The following is a 17,146-nucleotide window of genomic DNA, read 5'->3' as shown; positions in this document are numbered from 1 at the left end:
GATGCCCCGCATCGAGCTCGTCACCGGCGACATCACCGCCGAGCACGTCGATGTGATCGTGAACGCCGCGAACTCGAGCCTCATGGGCGGCGGCGGCGTCGACGGCGCCATCCATCGGGCCGGGGGTCCGACGATCCTCGAGGAGTGCCGGATGCTCCGGGCGACGACCTTTCGCGCCGGACTGCCGACGGGCGAGGCGGTCGCGACGGGCGCGGGGCGACTCGCGGCGCGATGGATCGTGCACACCGTGGGCCCCGTGTGGCCGGGGCCGGGCCCCGAGGCCGACGAGCGGCGGCTCCTGCTCGCCGCGGCCTACCGCAACTCGATCGGCGTCGCCGCGGGGCTGGGTGCGGCATCCGTCGCATTCCCGGCGATCTCGGCGGGGATCTACGGATGGCCCGCCGACGATGCCGCGGCCGTGGCCCTCGCTGCCGCCGCCGAGACGGCCGAACCCCCGGCGCTCGTGCGCTTCGTGCTCTTCTCGGCGCGGATGCACGACGAGTTCCGCCGCGTCGCCGAGCGACTCGGCGTCGAGGTCGCCTGACCCGCGCTCACGTGCCGGGCGCGGTCACCGCGAGCCACTCGTCGAGCTCGCTCGGCTGGTCGGTGATGATGCCGTCGACGCCGAGCTCGCTCACCTCCTGCCAGTGGTCATGGGTGTTCAGCGTGTAGCAGAGCACCGCGACGCCCGCCTCGTGCAGCGCCTCCAGCGCGCCGGGCACCTCGGTGACGGATGCCGCGGTGGTGCCGAACCCGATCACCCCGAGTCGCTCGGCGAGCGCCACCGGCTCGGCCGGCAGCTCACGGATGAGCATGATGCGCGGCGTGGTCGGCGAGACGCGCTGCACCGCGAAGAGCGTCTCGAGGCTGAAGCTCTGCAGCACCACGCGACCCCGGAGCCCGTGCCGCTCGACGAGGTCGACGACGGTGCGCACCTGGTCGGCGCGCCAGTCGGCCTTCAGCTCGACGAGCGCGCGCGCCGTCTCGCGACGGGCGAGGGCGGCGAGGAACTCGTCGAGCGTCGGGATGCGCTCCCCCGCGTACTCCTCGCCGTACGACGATCCCACGTCGAGCCGACGGAGCTCGGCGAGGCCGAGCTCCCCCGGGAGGCGGGGCATGCCCGTGATCCGCTCGAGGGTCACGTCATGGAAGAGCACCGGCACGCCGTCGCGGCTGAGCTGCACGTCGGTCTCGACGAAGTCGAGGTCGTCCATGGCGAGTTCGAGCGACGGCATCGTGTTCTCGGGCGCCTCGGCGCGATCGCCGCGATGCCCGACGATGAACGCCGCCTCGCCGGGAACGCGGAGCGACCCGAACACGTCGACCGCCGAGGCGGTGGTGGGCGTCGTGGCGATCAGCAGCACGGAGGCCGTCGTCATCACGCCGATCGTGGCGAGCAGGATGCGCACGGCGCGTCGGGGGGCGCGGGTCACGGGTTCGGGCCTTTCCACCGGTCACGCGCCGTTGCGCGACGGTGCAGGTCACTCTAGCAACCCCGTTACCGTTTCGTTACCTCCCCATTCGTGGCACGCGGCGAGTGCCTACCGCAGGCTCTTCGTGTGCCACACCGTCTTCGTCTCGGTGAACGCGCTGATGCGCCCGAGCGCCGGTGCCGCGGCATCCGGGCCCGACTCGGGGCGGAGCACGCGCTTCAGCGTGTCGGCGGCGTCGACCTCGAGCGCGAGCCAGTCGAGGTCACCTGCACCGACGAGGTCGATCGCGTTGACGTCGGCGTGGCTCGCGAGCCATGGTGCGATCTCGGCGGGCGACCCGGTGAGCACGTTGACCACGCCCTTCGGCACGTCGCTCGTCGCGAGCACCTCCGCGAGGCTGATCGCCGACAGGGGGTACCGCTCGCTCGCGACGACCACGACCGAGTTGCCGGCGACGAGCGCGGGGGCGACCGCCGAGACGAACCCGACGAGCGACGAGTCCTGCGGCGCGATGATCGCGACGACTCCGGTCGGCTCGGGGACCGAGATGTTGAAGTAGGGGCCCGCGACGGGGTTGGCGTTGCCCGCGACCTGCGCGAACTTGTCGGCCCAGCCCGCGTACCAGACCCAGCGGTCGATCGCCTCGTCGACCTGGGCGGTTGCCACGGCGCGCGAGGCGCCCTCGGCCTCCTCGATCTCGGCGACGAACTGCGCACGCCGGCCCTCGAGGAGCTCGGCGATGCGGTAGAGCACCTGGCCGCGGTTGTACGCGGTGGCGCCCGCCCACCCGCCGACGGAGCCGCGCGCGGCGACGACCGCGTCGCGCGCGTCTTTGCGGGAGGCCTTCGCGGCGTTCGCGAGGAAGCGGCCGTCGGCGGCCATGACCTCGTAGGTGCGGCCCGACTCGCTGCGGGGGAAGGCGCCGCCGATGTAGAGCTTGTAGGTCTTCGGCACGGCGAGGCGGGTCACTTCGCGGCTCCCTTCTTCGCAGGCCCGGCTGATCGACCCTGCGCGGTTCGGCGGGTGCGCTTGGGCGCGGCATCCGCGGTCTCGATGGGCTGCTTCGCCGCTGCTCGACCGGCGGTGACGGCCGCTGCTCGACCGGCGGTGACGGCCGCTGCTCGACCGGCGGTGACGGACTTCGCGCCTGCCCGCCCGGCGATCGGCGCCGGCGCGAGGTACGCGGCCAGTCCGTGCCTGCCGCCCTCGCGGCCGTAGCCCGACTCCTTGTAGCCGCCGAAGGGGCTCGACGGGTCGAAGCGGTTGAACGTGTTCGCCCAGATCACGCCCGCGCGCAACTGGTCGGCGACCGCGAGGATCCGGCTGCCCTTGTCGGTCCAGATGCCGGCGGAGAGGCCGTACGGCGTGTTGTTCGCCTTCGCGATCGCCTCGGCGGGCGTGCGGAAGGTGAGCACCGAGAGCACCGGCCCGAAGATCTCCTCGCGGGCGATGCGACTCGAGGTCTGCACGTTCGTGAAGATCGTCGGCGCGTACCAGAATCCGTTCTCGGGGATCACGCACGGAGCGCTCCAGCGGTCGGCGCCCTCGGCAACTCCCACGTCGGAGAGCTCGCGGATGCGCTCCAGCTGCTCCTTCGAGTTGATCGCCCCGATGTCGGTGTTCTTGTCGAGCGGGTCGCCGAGCCGCAGCGTCGACAGGCGCAGCTTCAGCCGCTCGACGACCTCGTCGTGGATGTTCTCCTGCACCAGCAGGCGCGAGCCCGCGCAGCACACGTGCCCCTGGTTGAAGAAGATGCCGTTGACGATGCCTTCGATCGCCTGGTCGATGGGCGCGTCGTCGAACACGATGTTCGCGGCCTTGCCGCCGAGCTCGAGGGTGACCTTCTTGTCGGTGCCGGCGATCTCCTTCGCGATGGCCCGGCCCACCGCGGTCGATCCCGTGAACGCGACCTTGTCGACGCCGTCGTGCGAGACGAGCGCGGCCCCGGTGTCGCCGGCGCCCGTGATGATGTTCACGACGCCCGGCGGAAGCTCGGCCTGCTGCAGGATCTCGGCGAAGATCAGCGCCGAGAGCGGCGTGGTCTCGGCCGGCTTCAGAACGACCGTGTTGCCGGCGGCGAGCGCCGGCGCGATCTTCCACGCCAGCATGAGCAGCGGGAAGTTCCACGGGATGACCTGAGCGGCCACGCCGAGCGAGCGCGGATCGGCACCGAGTCCGGCGTGATCGAGCTTGTCGGCCCAGCCCGCGTAGTAGAAGAACCACGCCGCGACGAGCGGCACGTCGACGTCGCGGGACTCCTTGATCGGCTTGCCGTTGTCGAGCGACTCGGCGACGGCGAGCTCGCGGGTGCGCTCCTGCACGAGACGCGCGATGCGGAACAGGTACTTTCCGCGATCGCGGCCGCTCATCTTCGACCACGTGCGGTCGTAGGCGCGCCGCGCCGCGGCGACGGCATCGGCGACATCCGCTGCGTTCGCATTCGCGATCGTCGCGATCTTCTCCTCGCTCGCCGGCGAGATGGTCTGGAACGGCGTGCCGCGGCCGTCGACGAACTCGCCGTCGATGAAGAGGCCGTAGCCGTCGCGAAGCGACAGGATCGCGCGCGACTCGGGGGCCGGTGCGTATTCGAGGAAGCTCATGGTCTGTGGAACCCTTCGGTTCGTGAAGCAGTTGTCGAGTGTGGTTCGGTCCCTGAGGAGGCCCGCCAGGGCCGTCTCGAAGGGGCTCAGTCGATGGTCAGGTAGTCGGCGCCGGAGTAGTGGCCGGTCGTCATCTTCTGTCGCTGCAGCAGCACATCGTTCAGAAGGCTCGACGCCCCGAAGCGGAACAGGTGCGGCCGGAGCCACTCCTCGCCGGCGGTCTCGGCCACGGTCACGAGGTACCGGATCGCATCCTTCGACGCGCGGATGCCGCCCGCGGGCTTCACCCCGATGCGCTGGCCGGTGGCCAGGTGCCAGTCGCGCACGACCTCGAGCATCAGGAGCGTGACGGGCAGCGTCGCGGCGGGTTGCACCTTGCCGGTGGACGTCTTGATGAAGTCGCCGCCCGCGAGGATCGAGAGCCACGAGGCACGGCGCACGTTGTCGTAGGTGACCAGCTCGCCGGTCTCGAGGATCACCTTGAGGCTCGCGCTCGTGCCGTCGGGGCGGCGGCACGCCTCCTTCACCGCGGCGATCTGGTCGAAGACGAGACCGTAGCGGCCGGCGAGGAACGCGCCGCGGTCGATGACCATGTCGATCTCGTCGGCTCCGGCGGCGACCGCCTCGGCCGTGTCGGCGAGCTTGATCTCGAGCGACGAACGGCCGCTCGGGAATGCCGTGGCGACGGCCGCGACCGAGATGAGCCCGTCGTCGGGGTCGCCGTGCGCGCCGCCGAGCGCGTCGATCGCGTACGGCACCATGTCGCCGTACACGCAGACCGCCGCCACGCGGGGCACCGTGGCATCCGTCGGATCGGGGTTCACCGCCTTGGCGACGAGCGAGCGCACCTTGCCGGGCGTGTCGGCGCCCTCGAGCGTGGTGAGGTCGATGAGCGAGATGATCTTGTCGAGTGCCCACTGCTTCGAGGTGGTCTTGATCGATCGTGTGGCGAGCCCCGCGGCGCGCTGCTCGAGGCCGACGGCGTCGACGCCGGCGATGCCGTGCAGGTAGCGGCGAAGGGTCGCATCGTCGGGTTCGCCGCCCAGCACGGCGAGCGCGCGCTCCCGGGCGGTGACGAGGGCGGTGCCTGCGCTGACTGGAGGTGGCATGGTCATGACCTGGCTTTCCTGGTGATGTTGCGTCGTCTGGAGCGGTGGCGAGCGCCCTGTGCTCAGCCGTCGAGGAGGTGGAGTGCCGTGGCCTCGTCGGTCACGAGGACCGAGCACAGGCTGCTGCGCACCACCGCATCGGCGACGGCGTGCTTCGCCGTGCCCGCGATGACGGCGATGGCGAGCGGCGCGGCGCGGAGCTCGTCGAGCGTGAGTCCGACGGTACGGGCGTCGAGGGCGGGATCGACGATGTTGCCGTCGGAGTCGATGTAGCGACCGACGACGTCGCCGACGGCCCCCTTCTGCACGAGCACGTCGACGTCGCCGACCGAGAGGTAGCCGCTCTCGACGTGCACGGAGCTGTGGTCGGCCGCACCGGCGCTGAACAGGTACGCGTCGGCCGAGCGGGCCAACTCGATGACCCCGGCGACGACGCGATCGGACTCGATCGCCTCCTTCGTCGCGAGCCGCTCGAGGATGGCCGGGCTCGGCAGCAGGGTGGCGCTGCCACCGCCCTTCTGGGCGATGCCGACCGCGGTGGCCGCGGCGGTGCCGGGGCGCCGGTTGAGACTCACGCCGCCGTTGATCTGCACGACGTTGACCCCGGTGGCCCAGCCGTTGCGCAGGTGCTGCGAGATCTCGAAGAGCGTGCGACCCCAGCTCACGCCGAGGGTGCGCGGCACCGGCCGGAGCGCGGTGAGGTAGTCGGCGGCCGCCTGCGCCGTGCGCTCCTGCAGCTCTTCGGCCGAGTGCACGCCCGCGATGGAGACGACGATCGCGTCGGTGAGGCCGCGCTCGTCGCGCAACCGCCGCTCGATGGGCAGGCGCCTCGCACGCGGGTGCAGGATCTCGATGCGGATGAACCCGCGCTGCTTCGCCTGCGCGAGGAGACGCCCCACCTTCCACCGGGTCAGGCGGAGCGCCTGGCCGATCTCGTCCTGCGTCTTGTTCTCCTCGTAGTAGAGCTCGGCAGCCCGGATCGAGAGGAGTTCGTCAATCTCGTCCACACGCATCCTTCCGCTCACGTTCCAGCGTAGGCAGCAGGCTGCGCATCGGCAACACTCGCGGGAGATCCTGCTCACATGAGCAATGAGACGACGGATGCCGCGCGCCTATGCTGATGGCATGCAGCGACCCCTCGCGCTCGCCGTCGACTTCGGCGGAACGAAGGTCGAGGCCGCGCTCGTCGATGATCAGGGCCGGCTCCTCGCAGGGTCGCGCCATCGGCGGCCGACCGGCGCCGACGCCTCGAGCGCCGCGCTCGACGACTCGGTGCAGGAGGTCGTGGAGTCCGCGCGAGCGGCGCTTCCCACCGGCGCGGCGCTCGCCGGAGTCGGCATCGGGGCGGCCGGTCCGGTCGACGCCCTGCACGGACTCGTGTCGCCGCTCAACGTGCCGGCCTGGCGTGATCATCCGCTCGCGGCATCCGTCGCCGCCGCCGTGCCCGAAGCGCCCGTGACCCTCCGCATCGACGGGCTCTGCATCGCGCTCGCCGAGCACTGGGTGGGCGCGGGGCGCGGCGTGCCGAACCTGCTCGGCATGGTCGTGTCGACCGGGGTCGGCGGCGGCGTGGTGCTCGGCGGCCGCGCGGCGCCGAGCCCGACCGGCAATGCCGGTCACGTGGGACACGTCGAGGTGGGCGGCTTCGACGACGCCTGCATCTGCGGCGGGCGCGGATGCCTCGAGGCCGTGGCCTCGGGGCCGCGCACCGTCGCCTGGGCGAGGGCGCAGGGCTTCACGGGTGCGACCGGCGAAGACCTCGCACTCGCGCACGAGGCGGGCGACCCGATCGCGATCGCGGCCGTCGCCCGTGCGGGCGGCGCGATCGGACACGCGGTCGCGTCGGCCGCGAACCTGCTCGACCTCGACCTCGTGGCGATCGGCGGCGGGTTCTCACGCGTCTCCCCCGCGCTCTTCGAGCACGCCGGGGCGGCGCTGGCCGAACGCGCCGTGTTCCCGTTCGTGACGCGCGTGCGCATCGTGCCGTCCGGCCTTTCCGACGAGGGTCCGCTCATCGGCGCCGCCGCCCTCGTGCACCGACCTGACTTCCTCGACTGAACGCACCACGCGGATCGAATTCAAGCGCCCGCGCGCTCGTCCTCGAAGTACCGCGGCCGGGCGACGACGCCGCCCGCGATCGCGGCAGGCACGGCCGAGCAGAGCAGGAGCACGAGCGGCAACGTCCAGCCGTCGGTCGCGTCGTGCAGCAGGCCGACCGCGAGCGGGCCGATCGCCACGATGACATAGCCCGCCGACTGCACGAACCCCGACAGCGCCACGGCGCCCGCGTGCGTGCGGGTGCGCAGGTTGATGAGCACGAGCGTGAGCGGGAACAGGATCGGCCCGAGGCCCGCGAGCGACACCCAGAGCCACGTCGCGGACGTCGGGACGACGAGGAGCCCGAGGTAGCCGATGACGAGCGAGACGACGCCGACACCGATGAGCAGACGCACCCGGCCGTATCGGGCGGCGATGATCGGCACGAGGAGCCCGGCCGGCAGGCCCATCGCCGCGTACAGCGAGAGGAGCGCACCCGCCTCGGCCGGCGGTGTGCCCGCGATGTCGTCGAGCATCGGCGGCATCCACGCGAACATCGCGTACGCGTTGAACCCGGCGGCCGCGAACACGACGGTGAGCCCCCATGCGAGCGGGGAACGGAGGGCGTAGCGGAGGAGCCCGGGCTCGGCCTCCTCGGGGACGGCGCCGGGCATCCGGCGTCGCGGATGCACGAGCAGCAAGATCCACGGCAGCAGCGAGACGGCGGCCACGACCGCCCAGGCGCCGAGGGAGACGCGCCAGCCCGCGGCATCCGCCACCGGCACGGCGATGAGCGGAGGCATGAACGTGCTCACCGACATGGCGGTGACGTAGACCGTGGTGAGCAGGCCGATGCGGTCGGGGAAGTACCGCTTCACGAGCGGCGGCAGCAGCACATTGCCGACGCCGATCGCGGCGAAGGTGAGGGAGCTCATCGCCATGAGCCAGCCCGCATCGCCCGCGAGGCCTCGACCGAGGAGCCCGGCCGAGAGTGCGACGAGGGCGACGACGAGCATCGCCTCGAGCCCGAGCCGCTTCGCGAAGAGCGGCGTGACGATGCCGAAGACGGCGTAGCAGAGCGGCGGGAGCATGCCGAGGAACCCGACCGCCGCCGGCGGGAGCGCGATCTCCCGTTCGAGCTCCGTGAGGACCGGCGACAGCGATGCCACCGCTGTGCGGAGGTTGAACGCGACGAGCACGATGCCCGCGAAGGCGAGGGCGCGACCGGCCCAGAGGGGTCGGGGCTCGGTCGGCGGCATCGGGTCGAGTCTAGGCCGGGACCTCGCGCGGGTCGGTGAGCAGCTTGCGCGACCGGTCGACGTCGTCGCGCATCGTGTCGACGAGATCGGGGATGCTCGTGAACGCGACCATCCCGCGCAGGCGGTCGACGAACTCCACGTCGACGACGTGATCGTAGAGGTCGAGCTCGCGATCGAGCACGTACGCCTCGACCTGCTTCTGCACACCCTTGAACGTCGGGTTGTTCCCGACCGAGATGGCCGCCGGATACCGCGTGCCGGCATCGGTCAGCCACCCCGCGTAGACGCCGTCGGCCGGGATCAACCCCTCGGATTCGGGGCTCAGGTTCGCGGTCGGGTATCCGAGCTCGCGCCCGCGCTTCGCGCCGTGCACGACGATGCCCGAGACGGTCGGCGTGTGGCCGAGCAGCTCGGTCGCGTGCCGCACGTCGCCCTCGGCGAGGAGTTCGCGGATCCAGGTCGACGAGACCCGGCGGTCGTCGCCGGGACGCACGTCGTCGACGACCTCGACGGTGAACCCGAACGCGCCGCCGAGCGCGATGAGCAGGTCGACGTCGCCCGCGCCCCTCGCGCCGTAGCGGAAGTCACCGCCCACCAGCACGGCCTTCGCACCGAGCGTGTCGACGAGCACGCGTTCGACGAACTCCGTCGCGGGCACCGACGCAAGCGCCCGGTCGAACGGCAGCAGCAACGTGGCGTCGATGCCGGTCGATCCGAGCAGCTCGAGCTTCTGGCGCACGCTCACGAGCGACTCGGGGCACTTCTCGGGCGCGAGCAGCGCGAGCGGGTTGCGGTCGAAGGTCACCACGACGGATCGAAGGTCATCGGCGGCCGCGATGGAGCGCAGCCGCTCGACGACGGCGCGGTGCCCCCGGTGCACTCCGTCGAACTTGCCGATCGTGACGGCGCTCGGCCCGAAGCCGTGGGGCACCGACCCGAGGCCCTTGAAGGTCTTCACGCGGCATCCGCCTCGCGCGGCCGATGCTTCGCGAGCCACCACATGCCGAGCACCGGGAGGACGAGCGGAATGAACAGATAGCCGCGGCCGAACCACGACCAGACCGTGTCGTGCGGGAACAGCCCGGGATACACGATGCTCAGCGTGCCGACCACGACGACGCCCGTGAACTCGAAGACGATCGTCGCCCAGGCCACGCCGTACCACCCGCGGCCCGAGCGGATGAGCGCCACGGTGGCGACGACGTACACGACCGCCGCGAGCGCGGACAGCGTGTACGCGAGCGGCGCCTCGCCGAACCTGGAGACGATCTGCACGAACGAGCGGCCGACGGCGGCGAGCGCGAGCACGCCGTAGACGGCCACGAGCACCCGTCCGATGCCGCTCATCCGCCGCCCCCTTCGGAGGCCGGGCCGGGCGCTCTGCACGTCAGTCATGTCGTTCGATTCTCTCAGACGCGGTCAGGCCTGCTGCACGGTCCAGATCTGCAGCATCCGGTACACCATCACCCCGACCGCGAGGGCCGCGACCCCGAGCACGACGGTCGACCAGCGGCTCCGCTCCAGGAGGCCCCAGACGATCGCCGCGGGCGGCAGCAGCAGCGCGCCCACCAGGTAGGTGTAGAACTCGAGGAGGCTGCCCGTGGCCTCGTTGCCGAAGGCCGGCGCGACGATGGCGACCACGAGCTGCACGACGAGCAGGAGCTCGACGAGCACCAGCGCGCCGTTCGCGAGGTCGTTCGGCACGCGTCCGGCGAAGCCGAGCACGAGGCAGACGAGCCCCGCCGCGCCGGCGACCGCGAGCTGCACCCAGGTGAACCACTCGATCATGCGGGCGCCTCCCCGGGCGGGAATCCCGTGACGACCTTGAGCGACCGGCCGTGGCGCTCGACGATGGCGACCAGCCGGTCGTCGGGGTCGATCGCGGCGATCGCCTCACCGGTGACGCTGTCGAGGTCGGCGGATGCCTCGATCCCGGATGCCTCGATCCCGGATGCCTCGATCCCGGATGCCTCGACGCCGGATACCTTGATCCCGGATGCCTCGACGCGCTTGCCGTGGCCGAGATCGACCGCCTGCTGCGCGGTGAGCGCGGCGACGGGGAGGACGCGGCGCGCGGCATCCGCTGGACTCATGAGCGACGCGGCGACGTCGAGGCCCTCGAGCCCGGCCGCCTCGTCGACCCGGAACGCGCCGATGCGCGTTCGCCGAAGCGCGGTGAGATGCCCGCCGGTGCCGAGGTCGGCGCCGAGGTCGCGTGCGAGCGCCCGCACGTAGGTGCCCGACGAGCACTCGACGCGCACGTCGACGTCGACGACGCCGTCGCCCGGTCGCAGCGCGAGCAGTTCGAACGCGGAGACCGTCACGGTACGCGCGGCGAGCTCGACCTGCTCGCCGTCGCGAACGCGCTGGTAGGCGCGTCTGCCTGCGACCTTCACCGCGCTCACCGCGCTCGGCACCTGCTCGATCACGCCGGACTGCCTGAGCATGCCCGCCGCGACGGCCGCCTCGGTCGCCGCGGCGATGCGGTCGGCGGATGCCGCGGGCCCGGGCTCGCCCTCGGCGTCGTCGGTCGTGGTTCCCCACCCGAGCCGGATGGTCGCGAGGTACTCCTTGTCGAGTCCGACGAGGTGGTGCAGCAGGCGAGTGGCGTGGTTCACACCCAGGACGAGGAGCCCGGTCGCCATCGGGTCGAGGGTGCCGGCGTGCCCGATCTTGCGGGTGCCGGCGAGCCGGCGCGTTCGCGCGACGACGTCGTGGCTGGTGATTCCCTGCGGCTTGTCGATGAGGAGGATGCCGCTGTTCACGCCGTACAGGCTAACAGCCGGGCCGCCGCGGGAGCGCCGCAGGGGCTCGGGCCGGCCGCGACCCCGGGCGCCCCTACGCTGGGGTGGTGAGGATCGGGATCATCGGAGCGGGCGCGCTCGGAGGAACGTTCGCCGCGCTGCTCGCACGTGCCGGCCACGAGGTGGAGGTCACGGCACGCGGCGCCGGGCTCGAGGCGATCCGCTCGGGCGGCATCCGGCTCACGGGCGGCTACGGCGACGCGCAAGCGCGTGTCGCGGCCGCCGAGGTGCTCAGCACCCGGCCTGAGCTCGTGCTGGTGTGCACCAAGGCGCAGGATGCGGCGGCGGCGATCGAGGCGAACGCGGTGACGATCGACGGGGTGCCCGTCGTCGTCGTGCAGAACGGCCTCGAGGGCGTCGACCTCGCCGCCCGGATCCTCCCCGACTCGTCGTGCATGGGCCTGCTGTCGATCATCGCGGCGAACTACACCGAGCCGGGCGCGGTGCGGGTCACCACCACGGCGGCGAGCTATCTCGGCCGCGGCGACGGCCCGGCGGATGCCGAGTGCACGCGCGTCGCCGCCGTGCTGTCGTCTGCGGTGCCGGTCGTCGCGATCGGCGGGTTCCGCGGTGCGCAGTGGACGAAGCTCATCGTGAACATGCTGAACGCCGTGCCGGCGATCGTCGGGCGGAGCGTGCAGGAGATCGTCGACGACCGGCGCCTCCGCCTCGTCGTGGCCGCGTCGATGCGTGAGGCGGTTCGGGTCGGAATCGCCCGCGGTGTGCGCTTCGGGCGCTTGCAGGGCCTCGGCGACCGGCGGCTCCGGCTGTTCGCCCGTGCTCCCCTCTGGGCCGGGCAGTTCCTGCCGTGGTTCATGCGGGTGCGCATGGGAGGCGTGCCGAACCTCGGATCGACGCAGCAGAGCGTGCGCCGCGGTCAGCCGACCGAGGTCGACTTCCTGAACGGGGCGGTCGTGCGCGAGGCATCCGTCGCCGGTCTCGGCGCACCGGTCAACGCCGCCCTCACGGCGCTCGTGCACGAGGTGGAGGCGACCGGTGCGCACATCGCCGTCGAACGCGTGATCGCCGAGGTGCCCGGCTGACCGTGCGTCGTGGTCAGCGGGCGTTGTCGTCGACGTCGCGGAGGCGCCGGCGCGGATGCTCGGGGTCGCTGTCGTCGACGACCGCCGAGGCGACGAGCCGCGGGTCGCGCTCCGCGTAGGCGAGCACGTCGGCGGGGTCGGCGGGCTCGCCGTCGAGCGCGATCGTGAAGTCCCAGAGTCCCGCGAGCCGCTTCCGCAGCACGAAGCGCCCGTCGAGGATGAGGATCGCGTCACTCGGGCCGGTGATCCACTTCGGCTGCACCCACGCGTCGCGTGCCGGGTCGATCACGCCGGTCACGAAGGCGGTCGAGCCGCCCATGCGGAACGGCTCGACGAGCACCCGGCGGAGCGCCGACTCGTCGAACCCGTATCCGACGTACCGCGCGGGAGTGTCGTCACCGTAGGCGTCCTGGGCGGCCCTCGACCGGTGGAACCGTTCCATGCTGGCGCGGAACACCGCGTGCTCGCGCTCGCGGAGGACCGCCGCGAGGTCGTCGGCGAACTGCGTCTTCCCGCTCTGCAGCGGGCCGTCGATCGCCACGATCATGCGGCCGCGGCCGTAGTGCGCCGCGATCTCGTCGGCGAGGTCGCGCAGGAAGCTCACGCGGGGCGTCGTGACGAGCTTCATGGTTTGAGACTAGCCGCGCGGCATCCGCCCGCGATCCGTGTGCGAGAGATGCACCACGCCGCCCTCGCCTGGCCTGTTCCCCGCGAATCCCGGGTTGCTGCGGGTTCGGTCGCAGATACACGGGTTTCGCGAGGCGCATCCTGCCGTCGACGGGCCCAACCGGACTCGCACGCATAGTCTGAGACGGTGTCCCGCGCACCCGCCCCAGAGATCGCGGTCGCCGTGAACGACTGGTTCGCGGATGCCGCGCGGCCGTTGCCGTGGCGTGCCGCCGAGGTGTCGCCGTGGGCGGTGCTCGTGAGCGAGTTCATGCTGCAGCAGACCCAGGTGGCCCGCGTCGTGCCCCGATGGGAGGCGTGGGTCGCGCGCTGGCCGACACCGGCCGCCCTCGCCTCCGAGCCGCCCGCGGAGGCGGTGCGGGCGTGGGATCGACTCGGATACCCGCGCCGGGCGCTGTGGCTGCATCGTGCGGCCGTCGAGATCGTCGAGCGGCACGGCGGCGAAGTGCCGTCGGAGCTCGGCGACCTGCTCGCGCTGCGGGGGGTCGGCGCGTACACCGCACGCGCGGTCGCTGCGTTCGCGTTCGGCAGGCGGCATCCGGTGGTCGACACGAACACGCGACGGGTGATCGCTCGCGCCAGGCAGGGGCAGGCGGAGCCCGGGCCGCCGTCGACGGCCCGCGATCTCTCGGCGATGGAGGCGCTCCTTCCCGAGTCGGACGCCGAGGCCCGCGTGTTCAACGCCGCCGCGATGGAGCTCGGTGCGACCGTGTGCACGGCTCGCCTGCCACGCTGCGACGCCTGCCCGATCGCGCAGGGGTGTGCGTGGCGTCGCGCGGGGTACCCGGGCTACGACGGACCGCGCAGGCGGGCACAGGCGCAGTTCGCCGGTTCCGACCGGCAGGTGCGCGGGCTCGTCATGCGCGAGGTGCGCGCCGCGCATCGGCCGGTGGCGCGGGCCCGGCTGACCCCGGTCTGGAGCGACGCGGCGCAGCTCGATCGCGCCATCGCCGGGCTCGTGTCCGACGGCCTGGTGGTCGACGGCCCGGTGGGACTCGCCCTCCCCGAGGGATGAGAGCGGATGCCCCGGGCTCGCGGCCCGGGGCATCCGTCTCGTGCCCGATCGACTCGCGCCGATCGACTCAGGCGCCGACCGGAGCCCGCTCGCGGTCGGCGGCGTCGACCTCGCGAAGGTCGAGCCCGCGCGTCTCGCGGGCGAAGGCCACGGCGACGAGGGTGATCACGCAGGCGATGAGCACGTAGATCGCGATCGGCACGCTCGAACCGAACTGCGACAGGAGGCTCGTCGCGATGATCGGGGCGAGCGAGCCCGCGAAGATCGACGTCACCTGGTAGCCGAGCGAGACGCCCGAGTAGCGCATCCTGGTGGGGAACATCTCGGCCATGATCGCCGGCTGTCCCGCGTACATCGCGGCGTGGAAGATGAGGCCGAGCGAGATCGCCGCCCAGATGACGACCGGCTGGCCGGTGTTCATCAGCGGGAACGCGAAGAACGCCCACGTCGCTCCGAGGATCGCACCGGCCGCATAGACCGGTCGCCGGCCGATGCGGTCGGAGAGCCGGCCGAAGATCGGGATGACGACGAAGTGCACGACGTGCGCACCGACCAGGAGGAGCAGGGTGTTCGCGGTGCCCTCCTTCACGACCTGGGTCAGGTAGACGATCGAGAAGGTGACGACGACGTAGTACAGGATGTTCTCCGCGACGCGGAGGCCCATCGCCGTCACCACTCCGCGCGGATAACGGCGGAGCACCTCGAGCACACCGTACGACGTCGCCTTCGCCGCCTCACGCTCCTCCTGCATCTCGAGGAAGATCGGCGCGTCGGTGACCTTCGTGCGGATGTACCAGCCGATGAGCACGATCACCGCCGAGAGCCAGAACGCCACACGCCAGCCCCAGCCGAGGAACGCCGCCTCGCTGAGCGTCGACGAGAGCACGAACAGCACGACGGTCGCGAGCAGGTTGCCGACGGGGACCGCGGCCTGCGGCCAGCTCGCCCAGAATCCGCGGGAGCGGGCGGGGCTGTGCTCGGCGACGAGGAGGACGGCGCCGCCCCATTCGCCGCCGAGGGCGAAGCCCTGCAGGAAGCGGAGCGCGACGAGCAGCGCCGGCGCGACGAGTCCGATCTGGGCGTAGGTCGGGAGGCAGCCGATGAGGAACGTCGCGACGCCGATCAGGATGATGCTGAGCTGCAGCAGGCGCTTCCGACCGTACTTGTCGCCGAAGTGCCCGAACACGATGCCGCCGAGCGGGCGCGCGATGAAGCCGACGGCATAGGTGAGGAACGCGGCGATGATCCCTGCGAACGGGTCGTCGGACGGTGGGAAGAACGCGGTGCCGAACACGAGCGTGGCCGCCGAGGCGTAGAGGAAGAACTCGTACCATTCGACGACGGTGCCCGCCATCGAGGCGGTGACGACTCGCCGGAGTCCTGAGGGCGCGGCGGCGGGGTCGGCGTCGCGGGGTCGGGTCTGGGTCATCCGATGCTCCTTTGCAGGGGTCGACGCGATCGCGCCGTCGATCGAGTATCACTGCAGTCCGACGCACATCCAATGCCGAACTCCGCAGACGACCTGTGCGAAGATGCACAGGTGAGGATCACGACGCTTCGCCCCCCGCGCCCGAACCCCGATGACCTCCTGGTGCTGCTCGCCGTCTCCCGAGCGGGCCGGTACACCGCCGCCGCTGCCGAGCTCGGCCTGAACCACACGACGATCGCGAGGCGCATCGCCGCACTCGAGGCCGCGCTCGGCGGCCGGGTACTCGCCCGGGGCGCCGCCGGCTGGGTGCTCACGGCGCTCGGCGAGCACGCCATCGCAGCCGCCGAGGGCGTGGAGCGGGCGCTCGGCGCCCTCTCCCCCGAGGCACCCAGGCTCGCCGGGGTCGTGCGCCTCTCGGCGACCGACGGATTCAGCGGATTCATCGCGTCGCCCGCCATCGTCGCCGTGCGACGCGAGCATCCGGATGTCTCGCTCGAGATCGTCGCGGCGCAACGCCGCGTCGCGCAGCAGCGGGTGGGAATCGACCTCGAGGTCGTCGTCGGCAAGCCGCATGTGCATCGCGCGGAGGCGGTGCACCTCGCCGACTACGCGCTCGGTCTCTACGCCAGTCGCGCGTATCTCGCGCAGCATGGGATGCCCCGTTCGCCGGCCGCTCTCGACGGCGCGCCGCTCGTGTACTTCATCGAGTCGATGCTGCAGGTCGACGCCCTCGACGAGGCACGCCGATCGACGCGCGGCATGGTCGACGCCGTCTCGAGCACGAACGTGTACGTGCACGTCGACGCGACGCGAGCGGGCGCCGGGTTCGGCCTGCTGCCGGCGTTCCTCGCCGATCGCCATGACGACCTCGTGCGACTCTTCGCCGGCGAGATCGACGAGCGCCTGCCGTACTGGCTCGTCTGCCGGCCCGAGGCCCTGCGGCAACCCGCTGTGCTCGCGTTCATCGAGGCGATGCGACTGCGGATCGCCGAGGTCGCCGACGAGCTGATCGGGCGGCCTGTCGTCACGGCCTGACGGACGCCCGATGGCGACGTGCGTCGTGTCAGCGCGCGCCTCCGGCCTCCGCAGCGTCGGCGGCCCCGTCGCCGTCTGCGTCCGGGGCGTCACCGTCGGGCGCATCGATGGCCTCGTCGCCGACCTCACGCGGCTTGACGTACGGATCGGCTTCGCCGGCGTACTCGGCCCTCGACGCGAGCGTCGACGTCTCGACGTCGCGGTCGCGCGCCTCGCGGAGCAGCGCCTCGATGTGCTCGGCGTTCTCGGGAATGGCGTCGAGGATGAACTCGAGCGAGGGCGTGAGGCGCGCGGTGATGTTGCGACCGACCTCACTGCGGAGCATTCCGGTCGCGGCCTTGAGGGCGAGCGCGGAATCCCTGCGCTCCTCCTCGCTGCCGTAGACGGTGTAGAAGATGCTCGCGTGCTGCAGGTCTCCCGTCACCCGCACGTCGGTGATCGTCACGAAGCCGAGCCGCGGGTCGCGGAGCCCCTTGTCGAGCCGCCGGGCGACGATCTCCCTGATGCGATCGGCCATCTTCCTGGCCCGTGCCGGATCCGCCATGGTGTTCTCACTTTCCGAGGATGGGGGCCGGGGGTGAGGGTTGGTCCGTCACCCCCGGGCCACCACAACACCCCAGGCGTATGGCGCAACTCGATCGTGACGATATAGTGGCCCACCTGGATTTCGGTGTTCATTCCGATTACCTTTCCCC

18 protein-coding genes are annotated in these 17,146 nt (G+C 71.9%); 5 read left to right on the top strand and 13 right to left on the bottom strand.

Features of this window, described 5'->3' with window-relative positions; translation table 11 throughout:
• The first annotated feature begins 1 nt into the window (after position 1).
• Positions 2–544 carry an O-acetyl-ADP-ribose deacetylase gene (locus ACFWN7_RS02930; protein WP_376937188.1) on the top strand — a complete coding sequence of 181 codons (543 nt, stop codon included), beginning with the start codon at positions 2–4 and terminating at the stop codon, positions 542–544.
• A 7-nt stretch (positions 545–551) separates the two neighbouring features.
• Here the strand turns inward: ACFWN7_RS02930 and ACFWN7_RS02925 are convergent, their stop codons facing one another.
• The 5 genes from ACFWN7_RS02925 to ACFWN7_RS02905 all read right to left on the bottom strand — a co-directional run bounded on the left by ACFWN7_RS02925 (position 552) and on the right by ACFWN7_RS02905 (position 6,155).
• Positions 552–1,433, bottom strand: a complete 882-nt coding sequence (locus ACFWN7_RS02925; RefSeq protein ID WP_376937187.1) for a glycerophosphodiester phosphodiesterase — start codon at positions 1,431–1,433, stop codon at positions 552–554.
• Between the two features lie 108 nt (positions 1,434–1,541).
• Positions 1,542–2,402, bottom strand: a complete 861-nt coding sequence (locus tag ACFWN7_RS02920) for an aldehyde dehydrogenase family protein (protein WP_376937186.1) — start codon at positions 2,400–2,402, stop codon at positions 1,542–1,544.
• On the bottom strand, positions 2,399–4,033 hold the full coding sequence (locus ACFWN7_RS02915) for an aldehyde dehydrogenase family protein (protein WP_376937185.1): 1,635 nt from the start codon (positions 4,031–4,033) through the stop codon (positions 2,399–2,401). Before ACFWN7_RS02915 ends, ACFWN7_RS02920 begins: the two co-directional genes overlap by 4 nt.
• An 86-nt stretch (positions 4,034–4,119) precedes the next feature.
• Positions 4,120–5,142, bottom strand: coding sequence for a deoxyribose-phosphate aldolase (deoC, locus tag ACFWN7_RS02910; protein WP_376937335.1), 1,023 nt, complete (start codon positions 5,140–5,142; stop codon positions 4,120–4,122).
• 62 nt (positions 5,143–5,204) lie between these two features.
• A complete protein-coding gene (locus ACFWN7_RS02905; protein WP_376937334.1) occupies positions 5,205–6,155 on the bottom strand; it encodes a sugar-binding transcriptional regulator in 951 nt (316 codons plus the stop codon).
• A gap of 112 nt (positions 6,156–6,267) precedes the next feature.
• Between ACFWN7_RS02905 and ACFWN7_RS02900 the strand changes: the two genes are divergently transcribed.
• Complete coding sequence (locus tag ACFWN7_RS02900; RefSeq protein ID WP_376937183.1) at positions 6,268–7,200, top strand: ROK family protein; 933 nt, start codon at positions 6,268–6,270, stop codon at positions 7,198–7,200.
• A gap of 20 nt (positions 7,201–7,220) precedes the next feature.
• Here the strand turns inward: ACFWN7_RS02900 and ACFWN7_RS02895 are convergent, their stop codons facing one another.
• From ACFWN7_RS02895 to truB, 5 genes are all read right to left on the bottom strand, one after another.
• Complete coding sequence (locus tag ACFWN7_RS02895; RefSeq protein ID WP_376937182.1) at positions 7,221–8,438, bottom strand: CynX/NimT family MFS transporter; 1,218 nt, start codon at positions 8,436–8,438, stop codon at positions 7,221–7,223.
• A 10-nt stretch (positions 8,439–8,448) separates the two neighbouring features.
• Positions 8,449–9,396 carry a bifunctional riboflavin kinase/FAD synthetase gene (locus tag ACFWN7_RS02890; protein ID WP_376937181.1) on the bottom strand — a complete coding sequence of 316 codons (948 nt, stop codon included), beginning with the start codon at positions 9,394–9,396 and terminating at the stop codon, positions 8,449–8,451.
• Positions 9,393–9,785 (bottom strand): hypothetical protein, encoded by a 393-nt coding sequence (locus ACFWN7_RS02885; protein ID WP_376937180.1) that lies wholly within the window; start codon positions 9,783–9,785, stop codon positions 9,393–9,395. Before ACFWN7_RS02885 ends, ACFWN7_RS02890 begins: the two co-directional genes overlap by 4 nt.
• Positions 9,786–9,857: 72 nt before the next feature.
• Entirely contained in the window at positions 9,858–10,226 is a 369-nt protein-coding gene (locus ACFWN7_RS02880; RefSeq protein WP_376937179.1) for a hypothetical protein, read from the bottom strand.
• Positions 10,223–11,203, bottom strand: a complete 981-nt coding sequence (truB, locus tag ACFWN7_RS02875) for a tRNA pseudouridine(55) synthase TruB (protein ID WP_376937178.1) — start codon at positions 11,201–11,203, stop codon at positions 10,223–10,225. Before truB ends, ACFWN7_RS02880 begins: the two co-directional genes overlap by 4 nt.
• Before the next feature lie 86 nt (positions 11,204–11,289).
• Here truB and ACFWN7_RS02870 point away from each other — a divergent pair, with 86 nt between their 5' ends.
• A complete protein-coding gene (locus tag ACFWN7_RS02870) occupies positions 11,290–12,285 on the top strand; it encodes a ketopantoate reductase family protein (RefSeq protein ID WP_376937177.1) in 996 nt (331 codons plus the stop codon).
• A 13-nt stretch (positions 12,286–12,298) separates the two neighbouring features.
• Here the strand turns inward: ACFWN7_RS02870 and ACFWN7_RS02865 are convergent, their stop codons facing one another.
• The gene (locus ACFWN7_RS02865; RefSeq protein ID WP_376937176.1) at positions 12,299–12,913 is read right to left on the bottom strand and encodes a hypothetical protein; all 615 of its coding nucleotides are present in this window, start codon (positions 12,911–12,913) and stop codon (positions 12,299–12,301) included.
• Positions 12,914–13,099: 186 nt separating this feature from the next.
• Between ACFWN7_RS02865 and ACFWN7_RS02860 the strand changes: the two genes are divergently transcribed.
• A complete protein-coding gene (locus ACFWN7_RS02860; RefSeq protein ID WP_376937175.1) occupies positions 13,100–13,987 on the top strand; it encodes an A/G-specific adenine glycosylase in 888 nt (295 codons plus the stop codon).
• Positions 13,988–14,054: 67 nt separating this feature from the next.
• Here ACFWN7_RS02860 and ACFWN7_RS02855 read toward each other — a convergent pair whose 3' ends face one another.
• Positions 14,055–15,416 (bottom strand): MFS transporter, encoded by a 1,362-nt coding sequence (locus tag ACFWN7_RS02855; RefSeq protein WP_376937174.1) that lies wholly within the window; start codon positions 15,414–15,416, stop codon positions 14,055–14,057.
• A gap of 111 nt (positions 15,417–15,527) precedes the next feature.
• Between ACFWN7_RS02855 and ACFWN7_RS02850 the strand changes: the two genes are divergently transcribed.
• Complete coding sequence (locus ACFWN7_RS02850) at positions 15,528–16,451, top strand: LysR family transcriptional regulator (RefSeq protein WP_376937173.1); 924 nt, start codon at positions 15,528–15,530, stop codon at positions 16,449–16,451.
• A 28-nt stretch (positions 16,452–16,479) separates the two neighbouring features.
• On the opposite strand, the gene rbfA is transcribed toward ACFWN7_RS02850, so the two are convergent.
• Positions 16,480–16,995, bottom strand: coding sequence for a 30S ribosome-binding factor RbfA (gene rbfA / locus ACFWN7_RS02845; RefSeq protein ID WP_376937172.1), 516 nt, complete (start codon positions 16,993–16,995; stop codon positions 16,480–16,482).
• Positions 16,996–17,146: the final 151 nt, after the last annotated feature.

The organism is Agromyces sp. NPDC058484, from assembly GCF_042720415.1.
Taxonomy (GTDB): Bacteria; Actinomycetota; Actinomycetes; order Actinomycetales; family Microbacteriaceae; genus Agromyces.
Note: the sequence above shows the minus strand (reverse complement) of the source record. Positions and strands in the feature narration are given on the sequence as shown.